At 69.7% G+C, this 27,000-nt stretch carries 28 protein-coding genes and 1 riboswitch; of the genes, 13 read left to right on the plus strand and 15 right to left on the minus strand.

The genetic code is table 11. The annotated features are described in order from the left end of the window. Position 1: 1 nt before the first annotated feature. From FFK22_RS08025 to FFK22_RS08040, 4 genes are all read right to left on the minus strand, one after another. Entirely contained in the window at positions 2-874 is an 873-nt protein-coding gene (locus FFK22_RS08025; RefSeq protein ID WP_138887315.1) for a phosphotransferase family protein, read from the minus strand. A gap of 19 nt (positions 875-893) precedes the next feature. After that, the gene (locus tag FFK22_RS08030; protein ID WP_138887314.1) at positions 894-1,862 is read right to left on the minus strand and encodes a DUF1186 domain-containing protein; all 969 of its coding nucleotides are present in this window, start codon (positions 1,860-1,862) and stop codon (positions 894-896) included. Continuing rightward, positions 1,859-2,923 carry a dipeptidase gene (locus tag FFK22_RS08035; RefSeq protein ID WP_138887313.1) on the minus strand — a complete coding sequence of 355 codons (1,065 nt, stop codon included), beginning with the start codon at positions 2,921-2,923 and terminating at the stop codon, positions 1,859-1,861. The genes FFK22_RS08030 and FFK22_RS08035 overlap by 4 nt, the downstream gene beginning before the upstream one ends. 81 nt (positions 2,924-3,004) lie before the next feature. Then, positions 3,005-3,919, minus strand: a complete 915-nt coding sequence (locus tag FFK22_RS08040; protein WP_138887312.1) for a LysR family transcriptional regulator — start codon at positions 3,917-3,919, stop codon at positions 3,005-3,007. A gap of 118 nt (positions 3,920-4,037) precedes the next feature. On the opposite strand from FFK22_RS08040, the gene FFK22_RS08045 reads away from it, so the two are divergent. Together FFK22_RS08045 and FFK22_RS08050 are read left to right on the plus strand one after the other, a co-directional pair. Next, positions 4,038-4,751: an SDR family oxidoreductase gene (locus FFK22_RS08045; RefSeq protein WP_221938470.1), complete on the plus strand. Its 714-nt coding sequence runs from the start codon at positions 4,038-4,040 to the stop codon at positions 4,749-4,751. A 40-nt stretch (positions 4,752-4,791) separates the two neighbouring features. After that, on the plus strand, positions 4,792-5,586 hold the full coding sequence (locus tag FFK22_RS08050) for an SDR family NAD(P)-dependent oxidoreductase (RefSeq protein WP_138887310.1): 795 nt from the start codon (positions 4,792-4,794) through the stop codon (positions 5,584-5,586). On the opposite strand, the gene FFK22_RS08055 is transcribed toward FFK22_RS08050, so the two are convergent. Then, the gene (locus tag FFK22_RS08055; protein WP_138887309.1) at positions 5,505-6,455 is read right to left on the minus strand and encodes a helix-turn-helix domain-containing protein; all 951 of its coding nucleotides are present in this window, start codon (positions 6,453-6,455) and stop codon (positions 5,505-5,507) included. The two genes, FFK22_RS08050 and FFK22_RS08055, sit on opposite strands and share 82 nt — an antisense overlap. 102 nt (positions 6,456-6,557) lie before the next feature. On the opposite strand from FFK22_RS08055, the gene pobA reads away from it, so the two are divergent. After that, positions 6,558-7,724, plus strand: coding sequence for a 4-hydroxybenzoate 3-monooxygenase (gene pobA, locus FFK22_RS08060; RefSeq protein WP_138887308.1), 1,167 nt, complete (start codon positions 6,558-6,560; stop codon positions 7,722-7,724). Between the two features lie 660 nt (positions 7,725-8,384). On the opposite strand, the gene FFK22_RS08065 is transcribed toward pobA, so the two are convergent. Together FFK22_RS08065 and FFK22_RS08070 are read right to left on the minus strand one after the other, a co-directional pair. Then, a complete protein-coding gene (locus tag FFK22_RS08065) occupies positions 8,385-9,998 on the minus strand; it encodes a GMC family oxidoreductase (RefSeq protein ID WP_138887307.1) in 1,614 nt (537 codons plus the stop codon). Between the two features lie 11 nt (positions 9,999-10,009). Continuing rightward, positions 10,010-11,227 carry a mandelate racemase/muconate lactonizing enzyme family protein gene (locus tag FFK22_RS08070; RefSeq protein ID WP_138887306.1) on the minus strand — a complete coding sequence of 406 codons (1,218 nt, stop codon included), beginning with the start codon at positions 11,225-11,227 and terminating at the stop codon, positions 10,010-10,012. A 221-nt stretch (positions 11,228-11,448) separates the two neighbouring features. On the opposite strand from FFK22_RS08070, the gene FFK22_RS08075 reads away from it, so the two are divergent. Genes FFK22_RS08075 through FFK22_RS08100 form a run of 6 tightly spaced genes read left to right on the plus strand, consistent with a single transcriptional unit; the run spans position 11,449 to position 17,393 of the window. Continuing rightward, entirely contained in the window at positions 11,449-12,606 is a 1,158-nt protein-coding gene (locus FFK22_RS08075; protein ID WP_138887305.1) for an extracellular solute-binding protein, read from the plus strand. Next, positions 12,603-13,484: an ABC transporter permease gene (locus FFK22_RS43790; RefSeq protein ID WP_138887304.1), complete on the plus strand. Its 882-nt coding sequence runs from the start codon at positions 12,603-12,605 to the stop codon at positions 13,482-13,484. Before FFK22_RS08075 ends, FFK22_RS43790 begins: the two co-directional genes overlap by 4 nt. Beyond that, positions 13,481-14,299 (plus strand): ABC transporter permease, encoded by an 819-nt coding sequence (locus FFK22_RS43795; RefSeq protein WP_138887303.1) that lies wholly within the window; start codon positions 13,481-13,483, stop codon positions 14,297-14,299. Before FFK22_RS43790 ends, FFK22_RS43795 begins: the two co-directional genes overlap by 4 nt. 1 nt (position 14,300) lies before the next feature. Then, on the plus strand, positions 14,301-15,380 hold the full coding sequence (locus FFK22_RS08090) for an ABC transporter ATP-binding protein (RefSeq protein ID WP_138887302.1): 1,080 nt from the start codon (positions 14,301-14,303) through the stop codon (positions 15,378-15,380). Then, on the plus strand, positions 15,373-16,212 hold the full coding sequence (locus FFK22_RS08095; protein WP_138887301.1) for a glycerophosphodiester phosphodiesterase family protein: 840 nt from the start codon (positions 15,373-15,375) through the stop codon (positions 16,210-16,212). Before FFK22_RS08090 ends, FFK22_RS08095 begins: the two co-directional genes overlap by 8 nt. Positions 16,213-16,262: 50 nt before the next feature. After that, positions 16,263-17,393, plus strand: coding sequence for a mechanosensitive ion channel family protein (locus FFK22_RS08100; RefSeq protein WP_221938471.1), 1,131 nt, complete (start codon positions 16,263-16,265; stop codon positions 17,391-17,393). Here the strand turns inward: FFK22_RS08100 and FFK22_RS08105 are convergent. Next, complete coding sequence (locus FFK22_RS08105) at positions 17,390-18,229, minus strand: inositol monophosphatase family protein (protein WP_138887300.1); 840 nt, start codon at positions 18,227-18,229, stop codon at positions 17,390-17,392. The genes FFK22_RS08100 and FFK22_RS08105 overlap by 4 nt on opposite strands. A 128-nt stretch (positions 18,230-18,357) precedes the next feature. Here FFK22_RS08105 and nth point away from each other — a divergent pair, with 128 nt between their 5' ends. After that, a complete protein-coding gene (gene nth, locus FFK22_RS08110; RefSeq protein WP_138887299.1) occupies positions 18,358-19,047 on the plus strand; it encodes an endonuclease III in 690 nt (229 codons plus the stop codon). A gap of 4 nt (positions 19,048-19,051) precedes the next feature. On the opposite strand, the gene msrA is transcribed toward nth, so the two are convergent. The 3 genes from msrA to FFK22_RS08125 form a co-directional block, all read right to left on the minus strand. Beyond that, entirely contained in the window at positions 19,052-19,663 is a 612-nt protein-coding gene (gene msrA / locus FFK22_RS08115; RefSeq protein WP_138887298.1) for a peptide-methionine (S)-S-oxide reductase MsrA, read from the minus strand. Positions 19,664-19,746: 83 nt separating this feature from the next. Then, on the minus strand, positions 19,747-20,316 hold the full coding sequence (locus FFK22_RS08120) for a histidine phosphatase family protein (protein ID WP_138887297.1): 570 nt from the start codon (positions 20,314-20,316) through the stop codon (positions 19,747-19,749). 19 nt (positions 20,317-20,335) lie between these two features. Further along, positions 20,336-21,205 carry a M3 family oligoendopeptidase gene (locus FFK22_RS08125; protein ID WP_138887296.1) on the minus strand — a complete coding sequence of 290 codons (870 nt, stop codon included), beginning with the start codon at positions 21,203-21,205 and terminating at the stop codon, positions 20,336-20,338. Positions 21,206-21,336: 131 nt separating this feature from the next. Next, a riboswitch (cobalamin riboswitch) is annotated at positions 21,337-21,482 on the plus strand. A 31-nt stretch (positions 21,483-21,513) separates the two neighbouring features. Here FFK22_RS08125 and FFK22_RS08130 point away from each other — a divergent pair. Continuing rightward, complete coding sequence (locus FFK22_RS08130) at positions 21,514-21,732, plus strand: CbtB-domain containing protein (RefSeq protein ID WP_138887295.1); 219 nt, start codon at positions 21,514-21,516, stop codon at positions 21,730-21,732. Between the two features lie 11 nt (positions 21,733-21,743). Continuing rightward, the gene (locus tag FFK22_RS08135; RefSeq protein WP_138887294.1) at positions 21,744-22,523 is read left to right on the plus strand and encodes a CbtA family protein; all 780 of its coding nucleotides are present in this window, start codon (positions 21,744-21,746) and stop codon (positions 22,521-22,523) included. 4 nt (positions 22,524-22,527) lie between these two features. Here FFK22_RS08135 and gph read toward each other — a convergent pair whose 3' ends face one another. The 3 genes from gph to FFK22_RS08150 form a co-directional block, all read right to left on the minus strand. Further along, positions 22,528-23,160 (minus strand): phosphoglycolate phosphatase, encoded by a 633-nt coding sequence (gph, locus tag FFK22_RS08140; protein WP_138887293.1) that lies wholly within the window; start codon positions 23,158-23,160, stop codon positions 22,528-22,530. Positions 23,161-23,193: 33 nt separating this feature from the next. After that, entirely contained in the window at positions 23,194-23,787 is a 594-nt protein-coding gene (locus FFK22_RS08145) for a DUF1287 domain-containing protein (protein ID WP_138887292.1), read from the minus strand. A 69-nt stretch (positions 23,788-23,856) separates the two neighbouring features. Next, positions 23,857-24,069, minus strand: coding sequence for a KTSC domain-containing protein (locus FFK22_RS08150; protein WP_138887291.1), 213 nt, complete (start codon positions 24,067-24,069; stop codon positions 23,857-23,859). 162 nt (positions 24,070-24,231) lie between these two features. On the opposite strand from FFK22_RS08150, the gene FFK22_RS08155 reads away from it, so the two are divergent. Beyond that, on the plus strand, positions 24,232-26,034 hold the full coding sequence (locus tag FFK22_RS08155; RefSeq protein ID WP_138887290.1) for an IlvD/Edd family dehydratase: 1,803 nt from the start codon (positions 24,232-24,234) through the stop codon (positions 26,032-26,034). Between the two features lie 132 nt (positions 26,035-26,166). On the opposite strand, the gene FFK22_RS08160 is transcribed toward FFK22_RS08155, so the two are convergent. Beyond that, the gene (locus FFK22_RS08160; protein WP_138887289.1) at positions 26,167-26,979 is read right to left on the minus strand and encodes a purine-nucleoside phosphorylase; all 813 of its coding nucleotides are present in this window, start codon (positions 26,977-26,979) and stop codon (positions 26,167-26,169) included. Positions 26,980-27,000: the final 21 nt, after the last annotated feature.

Consider the following 27,000-nt stretch of genomic DNA (forward strand, 5'->3'; position numbering starts at 1 on the left):
CCTAGAAAGTCTCCGCCGTCGCGGCCCAGTCCGCAAAGCTGCGGACCATCGTCGGCTCATGCTCGGGATCGCCGGCGAGCTCGGCCAGCTCCCACAGGCGGTGCGTGCCGGTGAGGATCGCGATCCGGCGGCGGTCGAGCGTCAGGCCGGTCAGCGCCCCATACGCCGTCACGAGCCGGGCGGTGAGGTCGGGCGAGACGAAGCCGGAATAGACGAACTCCTGGTGCAGCGGCCCGATGCCCGAATCCGCGAAGTCGTAGATGCCGTTGAGCCGCTGCCGGCCATGGTCGAACGCCATGTTCCAGCCATGCCCGTCGAAGAAGCCGTAGATCGTCCCATGCGGATCGGGCGGCAGCCGGCCATAGGCCGCGAGCAGCCGCTCCGCCGTCCCGCGCAGCTCCGGTGTCAGCACCGGCAGCGCCTTGGCGCCGATCTCTTCCGCCGTCCCCCAATCCTCGACCGGCCCGGCGCCGGCAGCCGCCATCCGGCCGGGATCGAGCCGGTGCAGCTCGGCATGGAAGCCCGCCAGATCCTCGGCGAGTTGCCGGATGGCCGCCTCCGGCAACTCGGCATAGTGCGCCGTCAGCAGATGGTCGCCCGGGATCTTGGCGTGCCGGGAGAACAGCGGCGGCCCCTCCTCGAGCACCAGGTCGGGAACCGGCAGCGACACTGCGGGCCGGACCAGGCTCAGCAGCGCGGCCTCCTTGCGCAGCCGCCCTGCCGCCGCCTCATGGCGCGGGAACTTGAAGACCAGCCGGCCGTCGACCTCGACCGCCGTCGAATCCCAGCTCTCCGCCAGCAGCCGGAAGGCCGAGCCGACGAGGTCCGGGACGGCGCCGAGGATGGCGGCGCGATACCGGTCGATCTCCGTCATCAGGGGACGACAGGCCAGATCAAGCCGCATCCTTCCCCAGGCAGCACTTCTTGTACTTCTTGCCGCTACCGCAGGGGCAAGGGTCGTTGCGGCCGACATCCCGCGCCGGATTGATCGCGGGCTCACCGAATGCGATGGACGGCCATCCACGGGGAACTAGCGGATCGTCCAGGTCGCCGATCCCGTCGTCCGACTCCTCCCCTCTCGCCAGCTGCTCCCGGTATTCCTCCGAGAAGCCGTGCCAGGTCGAAAGGGTGCCGATCGCATCGACGAACGGGCCGATGTGGTTGGCGGTGAAGCGCACCATCCGATCGGGGTCGGCGAGCGTCTGGCGGAGATCGTCGCGGAAGTCGCCGACGTCCATGATGTGCAGGAAGAACTCGTCGACCAGCCGCTCCGCCTTGTCGGCGAGGTCCTGAAAGCCCAGGCTCGAGACCGCGTTCACCCAGCCGAGCCAGACCATGTTCTCGCCCGGCTGCGTCTGCTCGTGGAGATGCAGCAGATAGGCCCGCATCTCCTCGTCGGAGATCGCGCCCGCACGGCAGTGCCAGGCCAGGGCCTGGAACGCCGCCTCGCGCACGAACTCGTCGGCCGCGGCGTCCTCGATCACCGCCTTCAGGAGGGCGGCGTTGCCGTCGAAGGTGCTGATCAGGATCTGGGTGAGCGTCTCGGTGATCGCGTCTCCGACGATCAGCTCGACCGCCTCGCTGTCGCGGGACAGGCGGCAGAGAGCCGGAAAGGCGCGCGTCTCCTGCTTCTCCGCCAGCAGGTGGAAGATGAAGAAGAGCGCATCTTCCATGCCCTCGGACCAGACGCTGCCGCCGGCACAGCGCTCCAGCAGCTCGACGAAGCGGGGGCCGGCTTCGTCCCAATGCTGCAGCGCCCAGGTCATGGCGTCCACGGGCAGGACGCCGTCCGGTGCCCCTGCGAGTTCCCGGATCGCCTCGTCGACGGTCGTGATCGTCCGTTCTTCCGACATCGCCGTCATCCGCCCCAGCTCCGCTCCAGCACCCCGAACCAGTTCTCGGTGCCGAGCTTGCGCAGCAGCGCGTCGTCATAGCCATGGGCGCGCAGCGCCTCGAACAGCCGCGGCAGCCCGGCCACGTCCTTGATCGCCGCCGGCACCGTGGCGCCGTCATAGTCGGAGCCCATGCCGACCCCGTCCTCGCCCAGCCGCTCGATCAGGGCATCGACATGCCGCACCATGATCTCGAGATCGGTATCGGCGTTCATCGATCCGTCCGGGCGCAGGAAGGCGGTGGCGAAGTTGAGCCCCACCATGCCGCGGCTCTCGCGGATCGCGTCGAGCTGCCGGTCGGTCAGGTTGCGCGCATGCGGGCAGACCGAGTGGGCGTTGGAATGGGTCGCGACCAGTGGCGCCGTCGACAGCTCCGCCACGTCCCAGAAGCCCTTCTCGTTCAGATGCGACAGGTCGATCAGGATACGGCGCTCGTTGCACTCACGCACCAGCTCGCGCCCGGCATCGGTCAGGCCCGGCCCGGTGTCGGGCGTACTCGGGAAGGTGAAGGGCACGCCATGGCCGAAAGCGTTCGGCCGGCTCCAGACGATGCCGAGCGACCGCAGCCCGGCGGCGTAGAGCAGGTCGAGCATGCGGAAATCGGTATCGATCGCCTCGCAGCCCTCGACATGGAACACCGTGGCCAGCGAGTCGCGGGCGACGGCGGCACGGATCTCGGCGACGCTGCGGCAGACGCTGAGGCCCCCGGCGCGCTCCAGCCGCAGCAGGATCGAGGCCATGGCGATGGTCGAGGCCTGGGCGTCGGCCAGCCCCAGCTCCGCCGGCAGCGGCACGGTGTAGCTGCCGCCCTTCATCCGGTCGATCGGGCTGCCGGAGCCCTGCACCGGCGGCGGGAAGATTGCGAACATGCCGCCGACGAAGCCACCTTTTCGCGCCCGTGGGAGGTCGAGATGGCCGGTCGCGGTGCCCTCGACGAAAGCCGCCTCTGCCGAAGCGGCGTGGGATTTCAGGAGGCGCAGCAGAACGTCATTGTGCCCGTCGAAGACAGGGATCAGCGCAGGCTCGGTCATCAGAAGTCCATCATCTCGGGAGCGCGGCCGGTCGGCCGGATATCCGCGAGTTGAGCAGCCCCGGCGCACCCTGGCAAGGCATCACGGCCGGTCCAGGCGCCGGGCGGCAACGCGCAGCTCGGCACCGAGCACATCCAGGAAGGCTCGGGTCTTCGGAGCGAGATGCCGGGCCGAGGGAAACACCGCCTGGATCGGCGAGGCCGGCGACGCATGGTCGGCCAGCACCCGCACCAGCCGCCCGGCAGCCAGGTCCCCGGCCACGTACCAGATCGATTTCAGCACGATGCCGGCGCCGGCCAGTGCGGCCTCATGCGCCACCTCGCCGTCATTGCTCATGATCGTGCCGGACACGGCGACCTCGACCGGCGGCCCGCCCGGCGCGGCGAAGCTCCAGGCCGTCATCGGCGGGTCGCCATAGACGATGCAGGAGTGGCCGGCCAGATCCGCCGGCGTCTCCGGACGGCCGCGCCGGGCGAGATAGTCCGGTGCGGCGCAGGCCACCCGCCAGTTCGGCGCCAGGTCCCGCACCATCAGGGCGCTGTCGGGCAGCACCGCCTGGCGGATGGCGAGGTCGACGCCGTTCTGCACCAGGTCCAGCACGGCGTCGGTGGCGGTTACCTGCACCCGAACCTCCGGGCAGTCCGCCTGGAATCGGGCCAGGATCGGCGCGATCCAGCGGCGGGCAAAGGCGGCCGTGGTGGTCACCCGCAGCAGGCCGCGCGGCCGGCCGTCGCCGCCCACCGCCTCCTGCGCCGCCTCCAGCTCCGCCAGGATGCGCAGCGCCCGTTCGTGGAAGGCCGCGCCCTCCTCGGTCAGGCTGAGCCGCCGGGTGGTGCGCTGCACCAGCCGGACGCCGAGCGCCGCCTCCAGCCGGGCCAGCCGCTTCGACACCACGGCCAGCGACAGGCCGAGCTCCCGCGCCGCCGCCGACAGGCTGCCGGAGGCGGCGATGCGGGCGAAGACGGCAATGTCGGTCAGGTTCTCGATCGCGCCCATTCTCAACGATCCAGCAAGAGTGGCTTTCCAGCCCCGAGTATTATTTCCGGAGCGCAGAGGGTCCAGATCTTCGCGACAAGCGGCCAGAGGGGCCGGCGGATATCGAAGGAGAAGGATGATGGGTGATCTCGCAGGCCAGCGCGTGCTGGTGGTGGGCGGCAGCTCGGGGCTCGGCCTGGCCACGGCGCAGGCGGCGGCCGACCTGGGCGCGGCGGTGACCGTGGCCTCGCGGTCGCAGGAGAAGATCGACGCCGCCGTCGCCGCGATCGGCGCCGGGGCCGAGGGTCGGGCGCTCGACATCACCTCGGACGCCGCGGTCGAGGCCTTCTTCGCCGACGGGACGGTCTACGATCACGTCGTGGTCACGGCGGCGCAGACCAAGGTGGCGGCGGTGCGCGAGCTCCCGCTGGCCGACGCCTTCGCCTCGATGAACTCGAAGTTCTGGGGCGCCTACCGCATCGCCCGCGCCGCGCCGATCCGCGACGGCGGGTCGCTGACCCTGGTCACCGGCGTGCTGGCGATCCGGCCGCGCAAGGGCGCCGCGATCCAGGGCGCGATCAATGCCGGGATGGAGGCGCTGGCCCAGGGCCTGGCGCTGGAGCTGGCGCCGGTGCGGGTGAACACGGTCTCGCCGGGGCTGGTGGTGACGCCGCTGTACGACCGCATGGCCGCGGAGGCCCGCCAGGCGATGTACGACCGCGCCGCGGCCGCCCTGCCGGCGGGGCTGGTCGGCCAGCCCGAACACGTCGCCATCCAGATCCTCGCCTTCATCACCAACCCTTACGCCACCGGCAGCACTGCCTATATTCATGGCGGCAGCGCCCTCCTCTGACGGGCCCGCAGCCTTCTCCCCCGCACCCCGGAGCCAGCCCATGAAGATCGACCTGTCCGGCAAGACCGCCCTCGTCACCGGCTCCACCGCCGGTATCGGCTCCGCCATCGCCCAGGGGCTGGCCGGCACCGGCGCCGAGGTGATCGTGAACGGCCGCAAGCCCGCCGCGGTGGCCGAGGCGATCGAGCGGATCGGGCAGGCCGTGCCCGGCGCCGCGCTGCGCGCCGCCGTGGCCGACGTCTCGACCGCCGCGGGTTGCGCCGAGCTACTGGCAGCGGTGCCGGAGGTCGACATCCTGGTCAACAATGTCGGCATCTTCGAGATGAAGGAGTTCTTCGACATCCCGGACGAGGACTGGGCTCGGTTCTTCGAAGTCAATGTCATGTCCGGCGTGCGGCTGTCGCGCGCCTATCTGAAGGGCATGCTGGCGCGCGACTGGGGCCGGGTGGTGTTCATCTCCTCCGAATCCGGCCTGAACATCCCGGTCGAGATGGTGCATTACGGCTTCACCAAGACGGCGCAGATCTCGATCGCGCGCGGCCTGGCCAAGCTGACCCGCGGCACCGGCGTGACCGTCAACTCGGTGCTGCCCGGCCCGACCATGACCGAGGGGGTCAAGGAGTTCCTGCGCGAGATGGCCGCGGAGTCCGGCAAGTCGATCGACGAGACGGCGACCGAGTTCGTCCGCACCCACCGCCCGACCTCGATCCTAGGCCGCATGGCCACGACCGAGGAGGTCGCCAACATGGTGGTCTATGCCGTCTCGCCCCAGGCTGCGGCCACCAATGGCGCGGCGCTGCGGGTCGATGGCGGTGTGGTCGACGCGCTGACCTGATCCCGGCGGTCGCCGCCGCGGCGGAAGTCGCGCGGCGACCGGCCGGTCTGCTTGGCGAACAGCCGCGAGAAATAGGCCGGGTCGTTGAAGCCGAGAGCATAGGCCGCCTCGGCCACCGAGACATTGGTGTAGAGCAGCAGGCGCTTGGCCTCGAGCAACAGCCGGTCCTGGATCAGCCGGGCCGGCGGCGCGCCCGCCACCCGGCGGCAGGCGGCCCAGAGCTGCTTCGGGCTGACTGCCAGCGCTCGGGCGTAATCCTCGACCTCGTCATGGGCGCGGTAGTGCTGCTCGATCCGCTCGCGGAACCGGGCCACCAGCAGCGCCTGCGGGCCGGGGGCCGCGGTCTCCCCGCCCCCCGCCTGCGCCAGGCGCAGCACCTCGACCAGGATGCCGACCAGCAGCGCCTCCACCGCCGCGGCCCGGCCTGGTGCCAGCCAGGCCAGCTCGCGCGACAGCCGGCCCAGGCTGGCCAGGATGAAGCCCTGGTCGGCGACCGGGATCACGGCCGGGGCGGCGAAGAGCGGCCGGAACTCCGGCTCGCGCCGCACCAGCTCGCGCAGGGCGGCGTCGGACACGGTCAGGACGGAGCCGACCGTCTCCGGCTCGAAGTCGAAGCCATGCACCACCCCGGCCGGCATCAGCAGCAGACAGGGCGCCTGCAGCCGGATCGACTGGCCCTCGGCCCGGACCACGCCGCCGCCGCGGGTGAAGTGGAAGACATGGTTCAGGTTGGCATGGGCATGGGCCCGGATAGTCCAGCCGCTGGGTCGGCTGCGATCCTCCAATGCCTCCAAATGCAGGAACCGGTCGTCGACCGTCCGCGGCGCCTCGCCATAGAGGAAAAAATTCGGAATCGCGGGTGTTTGCATGGAGTCCTGCCTCCTGACCGCCCGAAGCGCGCGGGAAAAATTGTCCAAGTTTTCCGAAGCCGCGTCCATGGCTTTCCGCGCCGCTGCGCCTAGCCTAGGCCCATGCGCACCCAGATCGCGATCATCGGCGCCGGGCCGGCCGGGATGGTGCTGGCCCATCTGCTCCACCGCGCCGGCATCGAGGCCGTGGTGCTGGAGCGCCGCAGCCGCGACTATGTCGAAGGCCGGGTCCGCGCCGGGGTGCTGGAGCAGGGCACGGTCGACCTGCTGCACCGGCTGGGCCTGGGCGCCCGGCTGCGTCGCGAGGGGCTGCCCCATGCCGGCACCAACCTGGCGGTCGACGGCGAAATGTTCCGCATCGACATGCAGGCCCTGACCGGCTCCTGCATCACCGTCTACGGCCAGCAGGAGGTGATGCGCGACCTGTTCGACGGCGCCGAAGAGCGCGGTCTGTCGATCGTGTTCGACGCCGGGGACGTGGCCCTGCACGAGATCGACACCGATCGCCCTTCCGTCACCTGGCGGCAAAACGGCGTCGAGCAGCGCGTGGATTGCGACTTCATCGCCGGCTGCGACGGCTTCCACGGCGTCAGCCGCGGCTACATCCCGAAGGGTGTGCGGCGCGAGTTCGAGCGGGTCTATCCCTTCGGCTGGCTCGGCGTGCTGGCGGATGTGCCGCCGGCCCATCACGAGCTGATCTACGCCAATCACGAGCGCGGCTTCGCCTTGGCCAGCATGCGGTCGGCCCATCGCAGCCGCTACTACGTGCAATGCCCGCTGGACGACCGGATCGAGGACTGGCCGGACGACCGGTTCTGGGACGAGCTGTGCCTGCGCCTGGGCCCGCAGGCGGCAGTGGTGCGCGGCCCGTCCTTCGAGAAGAGCATCGCGCCGCTGCGCAGCTTCGTGTCCGAGCCGATGCGCCACGGCCGGCTGTTCCTGGCCGGTGACGCCGCCCATATCGTGCCGCCGACCGGGGCCAAGGGGCTGAACCTGGCGGTGTCCGACGTGATCATGCTGGCCGAGGCCTTCGAGGAGCATTACCGCGAGCGCTCGGCCGCCGGCATCGACGGCTATTCGGCCCGCGCGCTGGCCCGGGTGTGGAAGGCGGAGCGCTTCTCCTGGTGGTTCACCGGCCTGACCCACCGCTTCCCCGACACCGGCCCGCTGGAGCGCCGGCTGCAGCGGGCCGAGTTGGACTACATCCGCGGCTCCCGCACCGCCCAGACCGTGCTGGCCGAGAACTATGTCGGGCTGCCGATTGTGTGAAGGCGAGGCCGGCCGGCCCCAGGACCTGCTATGATCGCCTCATCGTGACGGGCAAGCATGATGACCGGGAGCGAGGCGACCACAGGCAACACAATCATGTGTCCCCGCTGCCGAAGCGTCGTGACCTGGCCGTCATCGCTCGGCGACGGCGACAAGGCGTCGATCGCGAAAACAACGCGGTCCAGCGCGCTTGAGGGCGCGAAGCGGCTGCATGACCAACTCGGCCTCGACCTCAGGGAAGCCAAGAGAGTGGCCTTGCACATCACTTCCGTTCTAGGCCACTGCCACCGCTGCAAGGCGCCGGTGTCCGGCGCCGTCTCCGTCTGCCCGAACTGCCGGTCGGCCAATCTGGACTGGTAGCCGCGCGGGGCTATTGCGACTTCGCTGGGTCGATTTGCGTTGCCTCTGCCGCTTACGAGAGCTTTTCGGAAACCCACACACCGTCATTGCGAGTTTAGCACCGGCCGGCGGCCGACCCGCCCTTGATGTAACGAGCCGCCTGAGCGGTCAGTTACTTGTTAGCGTAGCGAAGCAATCCATGGTGCAACTCATGCGGGACGATGGATTGCTTCGTCGGCTGCGCCTCCTCGCAATGACGGCGAGGGATGAGCGTTCTGAAAAGGTCTCGCCAGGCGGGAAAGGCAACAGAGCAGCCGCTCCCTACCCCGCATCCGTCAGGATCATCCCGGCACCCTTCTCGGCCACCATCATGGTCGGGGCGTTGATGTTGCCGGCGGTGATGTTGGGGAAGATCGAGGCGTCGACCACGCGCAGGCCCGGCACCCCGTGCACCCGCAGCCGGGCATCGACCACCGCGGTCGCCCGATCCGGCCCCATCGCGCAGCTGCCGCACAGATGGTAGATCGAGCCGCTATTGGCCCGGAACCAGTCCAGCAGGGCTTCATCGCTCTCGGCCCCGGCGGAGGGAGGCATCTCCTCGACCGTGATCGCGGCCAGGCTCGGCGCCGCCATGATCCGGCGGGCCAGACGGCTGCCCTGCAGCACCTCCGCGATGTCGCGGTCGGTGGACAGGTAGTTCGGCCGGATCTTCGCCGCCGCCGACGGGTCGGGCGAAGCGATGGCGATCTCGCCACGGCTGGTCGGCCGGCAGGAGTTGAAGGCCAGCAGGAATCCCGGATAGGGCTCCGGCTTCAGCCCGGCCTTCGGGCTGTCCGGGATGCGGTAGGACAGCGGGTTGAAATACATCTGGATGTTCGGCCGCGCCTCGCCCGGCGCGCCGCGGAAGAAGCCGCCCGCCTGGTTGACGCTCATGGCGAAGGGGCCCTTGCGGGTCAGCAGGTATTGCAGCCCCAGCCGGGCCTGGCCCCACGGGCTGCCGAAGCTGCCGTTCAGCGTCGGCACGCGCGAGCGGTAGTAGAAGCTGGCGCAGAGATGGTCCTGCAGGTTGCGGCCGACCGCCGGCAGGTGGTGCGCCACCGCCACCCCGGCCGCGGCCAGCTGGGCGCCGTCGCCGATGCCGGAGAGCTGCAGCAGCTTCGGCGTGTCGACCGCGCCGGCGGCCAGGATCACCTCGCGCTTCGCGGTGACGATGCGCGTCTCCGATCCCAGCCGGATCTCGACCCCGGTGGCGCGGCCGGTGGAGTCCAGCACCACCCGCAGGGCCTGGGCGTCGCGCTCGACCGTCAGGTTGCGGCGGCCTAGCGCCGGATGCAGGTATTCGACGCTCGACGACGACCGCCGCCCGTCGCGGGTGTTGACGTCATAGACTCCGGCGCCCTCGATCGACGCGCCGTTGAAGTCGCCGTTGGCCGGCAGCTGCAGTTCGCGGCAGGCGGCGAGATAGGCGTCGGTCACCGCATGGGTGCCATCGCGCATCGGCGTGACATGGATCGGCCCGTCCGCGCCATGCCAGTCCGAGGCGCCGCCGGCATGGCTCTCCAGCCGGCGGAACTGCGGCAGCACGTCGCCGTAGCCCCAGCCGGGGTTGCCGGCCGCCGCCCAGTCGTCGAAATCCGCCGCGGCGCCCCGCACGAACACCATGGCGTTGATCGAGCCGGAGCCGCCCTGCACCTTGCCGCGCGGGCAATAGATGCGCCGGCCGCCCAGCGCCGCCTCCGGCTCCGACCAGTACATCCAGTTGACCCGCGGGTTGTAGTAGCTGCGGGCGTAGCCGACCGGGATGCGGAACCAGAAGGAATCGTCGCGGCCGCCGGCCTCGAGCAGCAGCACGCTGTGCCGGCCGCTCTCGCTCAGCCGCGCCGCCAGGATGCAGCCGGCCGAGCCGGCGCCGACGATGACATAGTCGTGGGTCATGAAGGGCCCGTTCAGCCGCGAGCGGGGGCGAACTGCTTCACGTCGGCCGGCTCGGAGGCCATCTGCAGGTGCAGCCGGTCGCCGGTGTACGGCGAGTGCCTTGCCACCACGTCCAGGTTCAGCTCCACCCCCAGCCCCGGCTCGCGCGACGGGATCAGGTAGCCGTCGTCGAAGGCTAAGGGCTTCTTGAGGATCTCGCCGTGGAAGCCGCCGTAATCCAGGATCGATTCCTGGATCAGGAAGTTCGGCGAGGCGGCGCCGACCTGGATGCCGGCGGCGGCGACGACCGGGCCGCAATAGACATGCGGCGCCAACTGGGCGTAGTAGGCCTCGGCCATGCTGGCGATCTTCTTGGTCTCCAGGATGCCGCCGACCCGGCCGATATCGGGCTGCAGGATCGAGGCGGCGCCGAGCTCCAGCACCCGCTGGAACTCATATTTCGTGCACAGCCGCTCGCCGGTCGAGATCGGGATCGAGGTCGCGCGCGCCACCTCGGCCATCGCCGCCTCCTGCCCTGGCGGCACCGGCTCCTCGAACCACAGCGGATCGTACTTCTCCAGCCGCTTGGCCAGGCGGATGGCCGAGGACGGCACCATCTGGCCATGCGTGCCGAACAAGAGGTCGGCGCTGCTGCCCACCGCCTCGCGCACCTTGCGGCAGAAGGTCTCGCAGCGGTCGAGCACGCCGAGCGAGATCTGGTGCCCGGAATAGGCGGTGTAGGGCCCGGCCGGGTCGAACTTCACCCCGGTGAAGCCCATCGCCACCATCTCGGCCGCGCAATCCGCGGCCAGGTCGGGGTCGTTGAAGTCGAACTCGCCGGCGGCGTTCTTCGGGTAGAGATAGGTGTAGGCGCGCAGCTTCTCGTGAACGAGGCCGCCCAGCAGGTCGTAGACCGGACGGCCGGCCGCCTTGCCGATGATGTCCCAGCAGGCCATCTCCAGCCCCGAGACGATGCCCATCATCGTCGGATCCGGCCGCTGGGTGAAGCCGCTGGAATAGGCCGACCGCCAGAACCGTTCGATCCGGTGCGGATCGTGGCCCAGCAGGTGGCGCTCGAAGACATCCGCGATCAGCGGCACCATCGCCTGGGGGTGAAAGGCCGTCGAGTAGATCTCGCCGACGCCCTCGATGCCGTCATCCGTCTTCAGCTGCACGAAGATCCAGTACATGCCGCCGACATGCGGCGGCGGGACGGCGACGACATGGGTCTCAAGCGATGCGATCTTCATGCGGCAGCCTTTCGTTCGGGCCGGCGCAACGGCGCGCCGCGGCCCGAGCCATGATGGATCGCCGCATCCCGGCCCTCCAGGCCGGCGGCGACGGAAAATCCCGCGCAAACGACGCGGTTCCGGCGGCGAGTCACGAAGCGGTGGTCCGGCTGTCATCACCCTGTCATGCTTCGCCCCTAAAGGCAGCACCCGCACACCACATGCCGTCATCGGGGGGCAGGATGCTCAATCGCCGTCAGATCCTTTCGGCCGGCGTCGCCGCCGGTGCCGTCGCCCTGGTGCCGCAGCGCCAGGCCTATGCCGCGACGCGGATCGATGTCTACACCGCCAGCGATGCCAACATCTCGGACTGGTGGAGCAATGTCCTGAAGCCCGCCTTCGAGGCGGCGCATCCCGACTTCGAGGTCAATGTCGTGATCTCGCGCGGCGCCGGCAGCGGCGGCATCGTGGCGATCTCCGACCGGGCCTTCGCCGCGCTGAAGGCCGGGATCGACCCGCAGGTCGACTTCTTCGAGGAGAACGACCCGCTGCTGCCCAAGGGCGGCATCGACGCCGGGCTGTGGGTCGGCTTCGACGCCAAGTCCGTGCCCGGCAACGCCCGGCTGAATCCGTTGGCGATCGAGTCGCCCTATGGCCTGCCCTATCGCGGCTCCCAGGTCGTGCTGGCCTATGATTCGGAGAAGGTGGCCGAGGCCGAGGTGCCGAAGGACTGGGCAGGGCTGACCGCCTGGATCAAGTCCCATCCCGGCCAGTTCATCTATGGCCGGCCGGACAAGGGCGGGGCGGGCCGCAACTTCGTGGTCCGCGCCATCCACGAGGCCAACAACCGCGACCCGTCGCTGTTCACGGTCGCCAATTATTCGAACGCGGCGGCGGAGGAGCGGCTGCCCAAGGCCTGGGCCATCCTGAACGACCTCGCGCCGTCGCTGTACGAGAAGGGCGCCTATGCCGCCGGCAACACGCCGACGCTGCAGCTCTTGGCCAGCGGCGCGGTGTCGATGATCCCGGCCTGGTCGGACCAGGCGCTGCAGGGCCTGGCGCAGGGCGTGCTGCCGCCCTCGGTCAAGCTGTTCCAGCTACAGGACCTGGCGCTGTCCGGCAGCTTCGCCGACGCCACCGTGCCCAGCAACGGCGCGCACAAGGACGCCGCCCTGGCCCTGGCCGACTTCCTGCTGACCGACGCGATGCAGGTCTCGATCGTCAAAGAGCTCGGCGGCTTCCCCGGCGTCGACTGGGACAAGCTGCCGGCCGAGCTGAAGCAGCAGTTCGCCGCGGTAATCCCGAAGTCGATCCCGACCTATCCGCGCGGCGAATGGGAAGCGGCGATGAATGACGGCTGGTACCGCAACGTCGCCCCCAATATCGACCCGTCGAAGTGACCGATCGGTCCCTGCCGTCCCTGCGAACAATCATCATCCGGCGGCAGGCCCTGGGCCTGCTGCTGGTGGCGGCGCCGGTGCTGCTGGTGGTGGCGCTGGTGCTGGTGCCGGCGCTGTCGGCGGTCCTGGCCACGCTGCGGGTCGAGGTCGACGGCCGCAGCGTGGTCTCGCTGGCCAACTACGCCGACTTCTTCGCCGACCCGCAGAGCCGCCGCAACCTCGGCTTCACCCTGTGGACCACGGCGGTGGCGACGGCGCTGCTGCTGGCCCTGTGCCTGCCGCTGGCGCTGTACCTCCGCTTCGCCACCGGGCGGCTGCCGGCGGTGGTGCAGGGCATCGCCGTTTTCCCGCTGTTCGTGCCCGGCATCATCGTCGCCTATGCGCTGATCCGTTCGATCGGGCCGAACGGCCTGCTGGCCACGATCCTGGCGGCCTTCGGCATCGGCGGCTACGTCTCGCCCTATCTCGGCCCCTGGGGGCCGGTGATCGGGCTGGTGTGGGAGGGCGTGCCGCTGACCCTGCTGGTGCTGCTGTCCGGCCTGGCCCAGGTGCCGCTGCCGGCGATCGAGGCGGCGCGGGACGTCGGCGCCGGGCCGTTCCGCACCCTGGCCAGCATCATCCTGCCGCTGATCCGCAACTCGCTGCTGATCGCCTTCGCGCTGGAGTTCCTCAACATCTTCGGCGCCTTCACCCTGCCCTATCTGCTGGGCCCCGCCTCGCCGGAAATGATGGGCGTCTACATGCAGCGCACCTTCGGCGACGTGCGCGACCCGATCGCCGCCCAGACCCAGGCGGTGGTCACCTTTCTGATCTGCGCCGCGGTCGGCGTGCTGTATGTCCGCGCGATCTCGAAATCGCGCGCCCGGGGGGCACCGTGACCGCCGCCCGGAGCCTGTTCCGCCACCTGCCCGGCCCGCTGCTGGCGACGGTGCTGGGGGTGGCGATCATCGTGCCGATCGCCACCGTGTTCCTGTGGGCCTTCGCCGAGGCCTGGCGCTATCCGGCCCTGCTGCCGACACAATGGGGCCTGCGCTTCTGGGGCATGACCCTGGCCCGGGCCGATGTCTGGTCGGCGCTGCAGACCTCGCTGGCCCTGTCGGTGGTGGTCACCGCGGTGTCGGCCGCGATCTGCCTGCCCGCCGCCTATGCCTTTGCCCGGCTCGACTTCCCCGGCAAGCAACTGCTGCTGCTGTCCTTCCTGGCGACCCAGGCCTTCCCGAAATTCGGCCTCTATGTCGCCATCGCTGCGATCTTCCTGCAGCTCGGCCTGGTCGGCACCTTCGCCGGCGTCGCCATCATCCAGGTGCTGAACACGCTGCTGTTCATGATCTGGATTCCGGTCGCCGCCTTCCAGAATGTCGATCGGCGGCTGGAGGAGGCCGCGCGGGACGTCGGCGCCGGCCCGTTCCGCACCTTCTGGCACGTCACCCTGCCGCAGGCCGGCCCGGCCATCGCCGCCGCCCTGCTGCTGAGCTTCGTCGGCACCTTCTACGAGACCGAGGGCGCGTGGCTGATCGGCGCGCCGACGGTGCGGACCATGCCGATCCTGATGATCTCGCTGATCAACAACCAGCTGGTGATCCAGTACGGCGCGGTGCTGTCCGTGCTGCTCTGGGTGCCGTCCTTCGTCGCGCTGCTGTTCGCGCGCAATATCCTCAGCGCCCGCACCATCGCGCGCGGGCTGGGAGCCTAGCATGGCCACGCTCGCGCTCGACCGCCTGACCAAGCGCTTCGGCGAGACCGCCGCGGTCGACCGCGTGTCGCTGGCCATCGGCGATGGCGAGCTGGTGTGCCTGCTCGGCCCGTCCGGCTGCGGCAAGTCGACCGTGCTGCGCATGATCGGCGGCTTCGAGATGCCGAGCGGCGGCCGGGTCGCGATCGACGGCGCCGATATCGGCGCGCTGCCGCCGAACCGTCGCCCGACCGGCATGGTGTTCCAGAGCCACGCGCTGTGGCCGCACATGACCGTGGCCCGCAACATCGCCTTCGGCCTGGGGCTGCGGCCGCTGTCGCGCGGCGAGGTCGACCGCCGGGTCGACGGCGTGCTGGATCTCGTCGGCCTGTCCGGCTACGGCGACCGCTATCCCGGCCAGCTGTCGGGCGGCCAGCAGCAGCGCGTCGCCATCGCCCGCTGCGTCGTGCTGGAGCCGAAGATCCTGCTGATGGACGAGCCCTTCTCCGCCCTCGACGCCCATCTCCGGGTGCGGCTGCGCGAGGAGGTGCGGGCGATCCAGCGCCGCCTGGGCCTGACCACCGTCTTCGTCACCCACGACCAGGAGGAGGCGATGACGCTGGCCGACCGCATCGTGGTGATGAAGGACGGGCGGATCGAGCAGGTCGGCCGGCCCGGCGAGATCTATGCCCGGCCGGAGACCGAATTCGTCGCCGGCTTCATCGGCACCATGACCCTGGCCGAGGCCCGGGTCGAGGCCGGCCGGCTGCGCTGGCACGGCCTGGCGGTGCCCTGCGACCTGGCGGACGGCCCCGCCACCCTGGCGCTGCGGCCGGAGGATCTGGTCCCCGTCCCCGCCGGCACGCCAGGCGCCGTCTCCGGCCGGGTCGCCCGGTTGGTCAATCTCGGCGCCGTGCGCATGGCCGATTTGGACATCGGCGGCGCCACGCTCAAGCTGCAGCTCGGCCGGGCCGACGGCATCGCCGAGGGCGCCGCGGTGACGCTGCGCCCGACCCGCTGCGCCGTGTTCCGCGCCGGCGAGCCGGCCCGCCATCTGAGCCTGGCCGAACCAGCCCGCACGCAGGAGCAGGCGCATGCCTGACGGCATCGAGATCGTTTCCGGCGATCACCGTACCCGGCTGAAATGGCACCGGCTGCAGCGGCGGCCCGAGGACATCCCCTTCACCCCGGCCCGGCTGCGCGAGGGCATGGTGCTGGGGGCCTCGATGGAGGTGGATCTGCGCCGCCGCGCCGATGGCGGCTTCGCCTGCCTGCATGACGAGACGCTGGACCGCGAGACCACCGGCCATGGCCCGGTCGCGGCCGCCGGCGTCGGCGACCTGCGGGCCCTGCGGATGCGCGGCAACGACGGGACGCCGACCGAGGGGCGGCTGCTGCTGTTGGAGGATCTGGCCGAGCTGGCCGCAACTGGGGCCGATCCTGCGACCCTGGTCCAACTCGACCTCAAGGAGGCGGATGCGGCGCTGGACGAGCGCAGCGTCGACGCCTTCTGCGCCACACTGGCCCCGGTGGCCGGCCGCTTTATCCTGAGCGGCGGCGACTGGACCGCGGTGCGCCGCCTCGGCGCTGACGTGTTACGCCTCGGCTTCGATCCCTGCGACGACGACACCCTGAGCAAGCTGGTGACCTCGGCGGCTGCCGAGCGCTTCATCGCCGCGGCGCTGGAGCGCGCGCCTGAGGCGGCGATGATCTATCTGTCCTGGCCGATCGTGCTGCGGGCCGATGCGCTGGGGGTCGACCTGATCGCCGCCTGCCACGCCGCCGGCAAGTCGGTCGACGCCTGGACCCTGAACCCCGACCATCCGGGCGCCGCGGCCGCGCTGGCCCGGCTGGTGGCGCTGCGCGCCGACCAGATCACCACCGACGCACCCGGTGTGCTGGAGGCGATGTTCGGGGCGACAAGGAGACCCTAGCCCGGAACCCGTCGCGGCCCTTCGCATTGCCATGCAGAGGGGACACCAGCATGGGACTGCCGATGATCGATGCCGTCGAACGCTGGCTGGACTGGCTCCAGGCCCAGCTGCCCTGGATGCCGCCCTGGGCGATCAGCGCCGGCCTGCTGGCCCTGGCCGTGGTGGTCGCCAGGGCCGTGCACAAGATCCTGTTCCGCACCGCGACCGGCATCGTCGCTGGCAAGGACCTGTTCTGGCGCTCGCTGGTGTCGCGCACCCATGGGCCGACACGGCTGGCTGCCATGATCGTCGCGATCTCCGCCGTGGCGCCGCTGACCGACGCCCAGATCGCCATCGTCCGCCAGATCCTGCTGCTCGCCTTCATCGCCCTGCTCGGCTGGGTGGCGCTGACCGCGCTGCACATCTGGATGACCGTCTATCTGCGCCGCTTCACACTGGACGCCGAGGACAACCTGCTGGCGCGCAAGCACGTCACCCAGACCCGGATCCTGCGCCGGGTCGCGGCCACGCTGATCGTGATGGTCACCCTGTCCGCCGCGCTGATGACCTTCGAGGCGGTGCGGCAATACGGCATCAGCCTGCTGGCCTCGGCCGGCGCCGCCGGCCTGGTCATCGGCCTGGCGCTACAGCCGGTGCTGAAGAATGTCTTCGCCGGCATCCAGCTGGCGATGACCCAGCCGATCCGCATCGACGACGCCGTCCTGGTCGAGAATGAATGGGGCAATATCGAGGAGATCACCTCGACCTATGTCGTGGTCCGGCTGTGGGACTGGCGCCGGCTGGTGCTGCCGCTGAGCTACTTCATCGAGCAGCCGTTCCAGAACTGGACCCGCGAGGGCTCCGCCCTGATCGGCAGCGTCTTCCTCTATCTCGACCACACCGCGCCGGTGGCGGAGATGCGGCGCAAGCTGGACGAGACCGCCAAGGCCTCGCCGCTATGGGACGGCCAGGTCGCGGTGCTGCAGGTCACCGATTTCCGCGAGCAGGTGATGGAGGTCCGGATGCTGGTCAGCGCCCGCAACTCCGGCCGGGCCTTCGATCTGCGCTGCGAGGTGCGGGAGACGATGATCGCCTGGCTGCAGCAGGCGCATCCGCACGCCCTGCCCCGCTGGCGCGGCGAGGTGCAGGCCGCTGCTGAAGCCAAGGAGATCGTCCTCCGCCGGGTCGGCGGCCGCGGCTAGCTGTTGGTCAGGAGCCCGACCAGCCAGGGATGCAGCCCGGCATTGGCGCCGAGCACCGCGCCGGTCGCGGGGATCGGGCTGCCGTCGAAGCCGGTGGCCACACCGCCGGCCTCGCGCAGCACCAGCACCGCGGCGGCATAGTCGAGCGGCGACAGGCCGTCCTCGAAGAAAGCGTCGTGCCGGCCGGCGGCGACATAGCACAGGCTGAGCGCGGCGGAGCCGAGCCGGCGTACCCCAGCGGCGCGGTCGATCACCTTGCGCAAGGCCCGGTGATAGGCCTCGACATCGATGCTGCGCAGCTGCCCAGGGATCGGCAGGCTGGCCCCGACCAGCGCCTCCTCCGGCGCCACGCTGCGGTCGATCCGCAACCGGCGGCCGTTGAGGAAAGCACCATGGCCGCGTTCGGCGACGAAGGCCTCGCCCAGGCTGGGATCCAGCACCACGCCCGCCACCGTCTCGCCACCTTCGACCAGGGCGATGGCGATGCCGAAGAAGGGCAGGCCCCAGGCGAAGTTGGTGGTGCCATCGATCGGGTCGACCAGGAAGGTGCCGGGGCCTTCGCCACGGATCGCCGTCCCTTCCTCTCCCGTGATGGCATGGCCGGGAAAGGCCACGGACAGCGAAGCGGCCACCGCCGCCTCGGACTGGCGGTCGGCGGCGGTGACGAAGTCGCGCGCGCCCTTCTTCTCCAGCGCCGTGCCCTCCCAGCGCCCGGCATGGGCCCGGACGGCCCGGATCGCCTCGGCCCCAGCCAGAGCCGCCTCCAGCATCCGCCGGCTGCGGTCGGTCGGCGCCAGGGTGGCGATATCAGCCGGGGGCGCGGGAGGTCGAAGCATGGTCGGTCTCGATGAAGGGTCGGGATCCGCTTATCCCACGCTCATCGGAACCGGCCAAGGCATCGCTTCCCGATTGCAATGTTCTATATTTGTTCTTATAATAATTGAGCCATGGGCCGGTGACCTCGATGCAGCTTTCCCTCGCCCTCGACGACCGTCCGCTGTTGCCCCGAGTGCGAGACCGGCTGCTGGCCCGGCTCGGGCCGCGGCGCGACGGCCGGCGCCGCGACCCGGTCAGTCAGCTGGTGCGCAGCATGCTCGGCTCCAAGACCCGGGACGAGGTCGCGCGACGGGTCTTCACGGAGCTGCGGCGGCGCTATCCATCCTGGGATGGGCTGGCCGAAGCATCGCCCCGTGCGGTCCTGCGCATCATCTGGCCGGTGAACCTGGCCGAGCCGAAGGCCGAGCAGTTGCCCCAGGCCCTGCACATGATCGTCGCCTGCACCGGCCGCCTCGCCCTCGACCATCTGGCGAATCTGGACGAGGAGGCGGCGATGCAGTGGCTCCGCCGCCTGCCAGGAATCGGGTCGAAGACCGCCGCGGCGGTGCTGAACTTCAGCACCCTGCGCAAACGCGCCCTGGTGGTCGACACGCATCTGCTGCGGCTCGGCGGCCGGCTGGGGCTGCTGCCGCCCGATGCCGAGTGCGACACCGGCTACGAGCAGCTCATGCGCCAGTTGCCGGACGCGTGGGATGCCGACGACCTCAGCGAGCTCCACCGGCTGATGACGCTGCTGGGCCAGACCATCTGCACCGCCCACGCCCCGGCTTGCACCGCCTGCCCGCTGCGCGACCTGTGCCCGCGCTGCGGGGTGTGACGGGTCAGCCCGCCTTGGCCGCCGGCTTCAGCATGTCGCCATGCACCGCCTTCAGCTTCTCGACCTTGGGCGTCGAGACCGCGCGGATATAGGGTTGGTTCGGGTTCCGGGCGGCGTAGTCGTGGTGATAAGCCTCGGCCTCGTAGAAGGCCTCGAGCGGCACCACCTCGGTCACCACCGGCGAATCGAACAGCCGGTCACGCTCGATCTGGGCGATATAGGCCTCGGCCACCCGCTTCTGCTCGTCATCGGCGTAAAAGATCGCCGAGCGATACTGCCGGCCGACATCGTTGCCCTGGCGGTCCTTCTGCGTCGGGTCATGCGCGATCGAGAAGAACAGCTTCAGGATCTGGCCCAGGCTGATCTTGCCGGCGTCATACGCCACCTCGATCACCTCGGCATGGTCGGTGGTGCCGGTGCAGACGGTGCGGTAGTCGGCCGTCTCCTTCGTGCCGCCGGCATAGCCGGGCCGCACCGACAGCACGCCGTCGAGCTGGCTGTACACCGCCTCGGTGCACCAGAAGCAGCCGCCGCCCAGCACGATCGAGCGGCGGCCCTGCTCTTCGGCGTCCAGGTCGGGGGCAGGAAAGGTCCAGGGATCGATCTTCAGGGCCATGGGGTTTCTCCGGCGGCCGGGCGCGGCCGCGAGCGCGATGTGCTCCCCAAAGTGAGATCGCGTTCCCGGCGGGACAAGGGCCTTCAGCCGACGGGCAGGCTTGCGGCCCGCCAGGCCCAGCGCCGGCCGTCATGGCTCAGCTCCGTGAGGCTCAGCGGCGCGATGTCGATGCGCCAGAAGGACGAGGCCGGCGCCGCCAGGGCATGCAGGATCGCCGCCCGGATCACCGCAGCATGGGTGACGGCGATGCCGGGACCGCCATCGCCGGCCCGGGCGTCGAGCCAGGCCGCGGCCCGGCCGAGCAGCGCCGACAGCGACTCGCCGCCATGCGGGGCCGCGTCGAGGTCGGCCAGCCAGGCGATGACGCTTTCCGGCTCCTCGGCCTGGATCTCCTCCAGCCGGCGTCCCGCCCAGCGCCCGGAATCGATGTCGCGCAGCGCCGGCTCCTCTATGGCGTCGATACTGAGTGCCGCCGCCGTCTGCCGCGCCCGCAGTGCCGGGCTGGTCCAGGCCCGGCCGGCCCTCCGGATCATCGGCTGCAACGCCGCCACACGGACCAGGGCGCGCTCCTCCAGCGGCTCGTCGGCGGGAAACGCCCCGGACCGGGTGGCGGCGGTGGCGCCGTGGCAGATCAGGGTGAGGCGGGTCGGCATCACGGTCGATCCTGGCGGCCTAGATTCCAAGACTGATGTTCGGATTGATCTCCTGATTTATCTGCCTCGCAAGAACCATGAAATTGCATCCGCCAAATATCGTGTTGATCGCGTCATAGCGATCAGCGAGCGCGGGAAACGCCCGACGCAGCCTCGCCCGATCCGGAAGATTATCGGTTCTTGCCTTCATTTCTGTAAATGTTTGCTCAGCAGTATTAAAATTCCTTCTGATAGATTTAATAATTTTTTCATCATTCAAGATTTTCTTATTCTCCATTTTCATTTCATCAATAATATCTTCCACCATATCCGATATCACTGCATATCTTTCTCGCAATTTTTTAGACCTTTCTTCCAGATCGCTGATAATCGGCTCCACAAGCCCCTCGAAGAGGTTAAGCATCTCTATTTCTTGCGTCACAAAAGCTTGCTGGGGGCCTCGCCACGCCGATCGAGAGCTGATGCCGACATCCTCCTCCGAAAGCTTGCGCAACAGAGTGTTGGCATCAAACAGGGCGCTTTTCGCTGCCAACAGGGCTGAACAGGCCGCGTTGCCGTCACCACGGCCGGTCACGGCCTCAAGCAAGGCACGTTGCGTCTGGTATTCCTCCAACTTGACGGCCTGCAGTTCAACGATGACGGCGCTGGAAAGACTATCCAGGTCCAAATCAGATATGTCGAACGGCTCCCTCGATGGCGGCTCCTCGCGCCATGACTGAATCTTGTCGCTGACAAACTGAGAATAGACCTCCATCCTTTCGGCAGGATCCTGCATCTCCATCTCGTCGGAATCCAGCCCCGCTTCGGTCACGTCCCCCACTCCGGTTACGTCCTCCGCTCCGGTCACGTTGCGAAGCCAGGTCGAGAATTTCTTTGTGAGCTTGGCCATGCCGTTCCCTTCCTTGATAGCTGCCAGACCTGTCTAGGGCAGACTTCAGCTCGAGGGCATGACATTTTGTGATATGCCTATCATCTCGACACATGCCATTCCCGCCAGCCGGCAGCGGCTTCGATTGACAGAAAGCATGCCGCGACCCATGCTGCAGCCGGTTCGCCATGAATGCGGAAGCCGGTGGAACTCCGGCACGGTCGCGCCACTGTGACCGGGACGGCGTCGTCGACGCGGTTCCGGGAGTCAGACCCCGTCATGGCCCAGGGTGCATATCAGCGGGACGCGAATCCCAGGGGAGCGCTATCATGTCCGTCACCACCGCCACGGCCCGTCCCATCGCCATTCCCGTCGGCCCGATCCCGGTCGGCGAGGTGCTGCCCTGGGCGGTGTTCGCCGGGCTGCTCCTGCTGCTGGCGGTCTATTTCGTCGGCGCCGAGCAGGGCGCAACCGCCCTCTTCTCCGGCAGCGCGGTGCACGAATTCGTGCATGACGGCCGCCATCTGCTCGGCTTCCCCTGCCACTGAGGCCAGCCGCCATGGTTGGAAGCCTGTTGCTGCGCGGCATGCTGGTCGGCGTGCTGGCGGGCCTGCTTGCCTTCGGCTTCGCCCGGATCTTCGGCGAGCCCCAGGTGGACCGGGCCATCGCCCTCGAAGGGACGCTGGGCCATTCGCATGAACACGGCGACCATGCCGAGGCCGCCACGGCCCCGGCCGGCGGCGAGGCCGAGGAGCCGGAGCTGGTCAGCCGTGAGACCCAGGCCGGGCTCGGCCTGCTGACCGGCGCGGTCGTCTACGGCGCCGCCATCGGCGGGCTGTTCGCTCTCGTCTTCGCCTTCACCTATGGCCGGGTCGGCCGGCTCGACGCCCGCGCCACCGCGGCGCTGCTGGCGCTGGCCGCCTTCATTGCGCTGGTGGTGGTGCCCGGCCTGAAATACCCGGCCAACCCGCCCGCGGTCGGCAACCCGGACACGATCGGCGAGCGCACGACCCTGTTCTTCATCATGCTGGCGATCTCGATCGCGGCCCTGGTGCTGGCGGTCAACCTCGCGTTCGGCTTGGCCCGGCGCCATGGCGGCTGGACCGCCGGCCTGATCGCCGGCACCGTCTACATCGCGATCATCACCATCACGCAGGTCGCGCTGCCGGCGGTGAACGAGGTGCCGGAGGGTTTCCCGGCCGACCTGCTGTGGCAGTTCCGGATCGCCTCGCTGGGCATGCATGCGGTGCTGTGGACCACCATCGGCCTGACATTCGGTGTTTTGGCCGAACGGTCCTTCGCCCGCCGCACCGGCGGGCGCTTCGCGCTGTCGCGCTGACCCTCTACACCGGCAGCAGGTCGGCGAAGCGGCCCAGCCGCGCCGAATCCTCGACCGGCACGGCCGGGCCAGTGCCCCAGTCGACGATCCGGCAAGGCACCCCGGCCGCCCGGGCGCAGGCCAGGTCGATGCCGGTGTCGCCGACATAGACCGTCTCGCCCGACGCCACGCCCAGCAGGTCCAGAGTGTGCAGCAGCGGCCGCGGGTCGGGCTTCACATGCGGGGTGGTGTCGGCGCCGACCACCGCGGACAGATGCTCCAGCAGCCCGAGCTGGTCGAGCACCTGCTCGGCCAGCGCCTGCGGCTTGTTGGTGCAGACGCCGAGCCGGACCCCGGCCGCCCGCAGCGCCGGCAGCGCCGTCGCCGCGTCGGCATAGAGTCGGGAGTCCGCCACCGGCCGGGCGGCGTAGTAGTCGAGATAGATCCGGGTGTCGCGGTCGACATCCTCGGCCGGCAGGCCCAGGGAGCGGTGCAGCTTGACCACCAGCATCCGCGCCCCCTCGCCCACCAGGGTCTCGATGAACGCGACCTGCTGCGCCGGCGCGCCGCGGTCGGCCAGCATGCGGTTGACCGCATGGGCGATGTCCGGCGCGCTGTCCACCAGGGTGCCGTCGAGATCGAAGATGGCGGCCTTCATACCGGGTCTGCCTGCTGTGGGATCCGCGCCGGCCTAGCCGGTGATGAAGCGGTAGCGGCCCGTGAGCGGAAAGTCGAGCAGCCGATCCTCCAGCCGCGCCCCACCGCCGATGTTGTGAATCACCAGCGGCGCCCCGCCGGCGCCCATTCGGCCGGTCACGATCGCGATATGCGGCAGATTGCCCGGCAGCATCTGGGTGACAAGGTCACCCTCGGCGAACGCCGCCGGCGATTCGGCGGGCAGCGCCCGGCCGCGGCGGCGGAAGAAGGCCTGCAGATTCGGCACCCGGCGGTGGTCGATGTTGGGGTCGGGCCGCGACAGACCCCAGCTTCGAGGATAGCGCGAGAAATTCGCCCGCATGTCCTCATGCAGCAGGCGTTGCAGGTCGATGCCGAAGGCGTCGCGATATGCCCGGATGACCACATCGGTGCAGACGCCGCGATCGCGGGGCACGTCGCCGCCGGGATAGGCCAGGCGGGCATAGGCCGGGTCATAGGTCACCGTGACGCCGATCTGGGCCTCGGCCGCTGCCACCAGCTGCCGCGGCCAGTCCGGCGCTTCCGCCCGGGCGATGCGGCCGGCGATCGGCAGAAGCAATGCTGTGAAGAGAAAAAGGCGGCGCCGCATTGGAGTACCGGGAGCAGTGTCAGGCCGGCCATCGAACCAGGATCCGGTGGCCGGATTGCGGCGGCCGGTTCAGGCGATGCGGCGGAACGGATAGGCGTCGCGGATGCGGGCGTTGACGAACCGGTCCTTGGACGGCGCCCGCAGCAGTTGCCAGACGACACGGTCCGGAACCGGGGCGTAGCGATAGATGGCGCCGCCGGCATATTCGATGTCCAACGCCTTGGCCCGCGGATCGTAGCCGACGGACGACACGGCGTTGGACTCGATCGGGATGCGCGGCATGGGACAGCCTCCTCGCTTTCCGAATGGCTGAATGCACTGCCGCGTTCCGGCCTGCAAATCCGCCTCTATCCCGGCGGCCTCCTGCTGTCCTAATATCGTCGTACAATTCGCCTTTGGTGTGGGGCGCCGACGCAAAGCGCGGCGTTTGGAGGAAAGAAGACGATGGCCGGCCAAGACCGTTCGAGACCACTGCGGTCCCAGCAATGGTTCGACAACCCCGACGATCCGGGGATGACTGCCCTGTATATCGAGCGTTACCTGAACTTCGGGATCACGCGGGAGGAGCTCCAGTCCGGCAAGCCGATGATCGGCATCGCCCAGACCGGGTCGGACCTGTCGCCCTGCAACCGGCATCATATCGAGCTGGCGAAGCGGGTCAGCGCCGGCATCCGCGCCGCCGGCGGCGTGCCGTTCGAGTTCCCCTGCCACCCGATCCAGGAAACCGGCAAGCGCCCCTCGGCCACGCTGGACCGCAACCTGACCTATCTCTCGCTGGTCGAGGTGCTGTACGGCTATCCGCTGGACGGCGTCGTGCTGACCGTCGGCTGCGACAAGACCACCCCCGCGCTGCTGATGGCCGCCGCGACCGTCAACATCCCGGCCATCGCCCTGTCGGTCGGGCCGATGCTGAACGGCTGGCACAAGGGCGAACGGGTCGGGTCCGGCACCATCGTCTGGCGGTCGCGCGAGCGCCTGGCCACCGGCGAGATCAACTATGACGAGTTCATGGACATCGTCGCGGCCTCGGCCCCGTCGGTCGGCTACTGCAACACCATGGGCACGGCCTCGACCATGAACTCGCTGGCCGAGGCGCTGGGCATGCAGCTGCCGGGTTCGGCCGCCATCCCGGCCCCCTATCGCGAGCGCGGCCAGATCTCCTACGAGACCGGCAAGCGCATCGTCGAGATGGTGGAGCAGGACATCAAGCCGTCCGACATCATGACCCGCGAAGCGTTCGAGAACGCGATCGTGATCAACTCCGCCATCGGCGGGTCGACCAACGCGCCGATCCATCTGAACGCCATCGCCGGCCATCTCGGCGTGAAGCTGGACAATGACGATTGGGAAAAGGTCGGCCACGACATCCCGCTGCTGGTCAACCTGCAGCCGGCCGGCGAGTATCTCGGCGAGGACTACCATCAGGCGGGCGGCGTGCCGGCCGTGGTGGCGGAGCTGCTGAAGGCCGGACTGCTGCCGCATCCCGAGGCGCTCACGGTCAACGGCCGCGCCATCGGCGACAACTGCCGGGATGTCGAGAACCTGAACCCCGAGGTGATCCGCCCGGCCGACCGGCCGCTGAAGGCGAAGTCGGGCTTCCTCAACCTCAAGGGCAACCTGTTCGACAGCGCGATCATGAAGACCAGCGTGGTCTCGCCGGAATTCCGGGACCGCTATCTGTCGAACCCGCAGGACCCGGAGGCCTTCGTCGGCAAGGCCGTGGTCTTCGACGGGCCGGAGGACTACCACCACCGGATCGAGGATCCGGCGCTCGAGATCGACGAGTTCTCGATCCTGGTGATCCGCGGCACCGGCCCGATCGGCTATCCCGGCGCCGCCGAGGTGGTCAACATGCAGCCGCCGGCGCGGCTGATCCAGCGGGGCGTCCATGCCCTGCCCTGCATCGGCGACGGCCGGCAGTCCGGCACCTCGGGCTCGCCCTCGATCCTGAACGCCTCGCCCGAGGCGGCGGCCGGCGGCGGCCTCGCTCTGCTGCAGACCGGGGACAAGGTCCGGGTCGACCTGCGCCAGCGTACCGTGAACGTGCTGGTCTCCGATGAGGAGCTGGCGCGCCGGCGGACCGCACTGGAGGCCCAGGGCGGCTACAAGTACCCGGCCAGCCAGACCCCGTGGCAGGAGATCCAGCGCGGCATGACCGACCAGCTGGCCGGGGGCATGGCGCTCAAGCCGGCGCTGAAGTACCAGCGCGTCGCCCAGACCAAGGGCGTGCCGCGCAACAACCACTGACCGCGGACCGGGCCTCCATCGCCGTCATGGCGAGGAGGCGAAGCCGACGTGGCCATCCAGCGGCCCCAGCCCCTGGATGGCCACGCCCCTCCGGGGCTCGCCATGACGGGTGAGCGTGTCCCGCCCGCGGGTCTAAATGGTCCGCACCAGGTCGTGGAACAGCCCGCCCATCCGCTCCGCCGTGCCGCGCGCGACCTCGAGGATGTGCTCGTGGTCGAGATCGGCGCCCGGCAGGCCGGCGGCGAGGTTGGTGACCAGCGACAGGCCCAGCACCTCGGCGCCGAGATGGCGGGCGGCGATCGCCTCCAGCACCGTCGACATGCCGACCATGTCGCCGCCCCAGCGGCCGACCATCTGGATCTCCGCCGGCGTCTCGAACATCGGGCCGGGGAAGCCGACATAGACGCCTTCGGTCAGTGCCGGGTCCAGCGCCTGCGCCGCCTGCCGCAGCCGGGGCGAGTAGCAGCCGGTGAGGTCGACGAAGCGCGGCCCCAGCCGGTCCGGGTTCGGGCCGAACAGCGGCGACACGCCGGTGAAGTTGATGTGGTCGCGGATCAGCACCGGCTCGCCCGGCTTCATGCCCGGCCTGAGGCCGCCGCAGGCATTGGTCAGGACCACGATCCTGGTGCCCGCCAGCACCGCGCTGCGGATGCCATGCACCACCTTGGCCGGCGGGTGGCCCTCATAGAGATGCACCCGCCCGGCCATCACCAGGATCCGCCGGTCGCCGGCCTTGACGCTGCGGAACACGCCCTTGTGGCCGAGCACGGTGGTCGGCGGGAAGCCCGGGATCTCGGCGAAGGGCACCTCGGCGACGGTCTCGCCGATTCTGTCCACCGCCGGCCCCCAGCCCGAGCCGAGCACGATCGCGGCGTGATGGTCGGCGCCGAGCTTCTGCTTCAGGACCGCGGCGGCGGCTTCCGCCAGGGCATAGGGGTCTTCCATCGCGGCGTCTCCTCTTCGGGC

Source organism: Mycobacterium sp. KBS0706, assembly GCF_005938675.2.
GTDB lineage: Bacteria > Pseudomonadota > Alphaproteobacteria > DSM-16000 > Inquilinaceae > Inquilinus.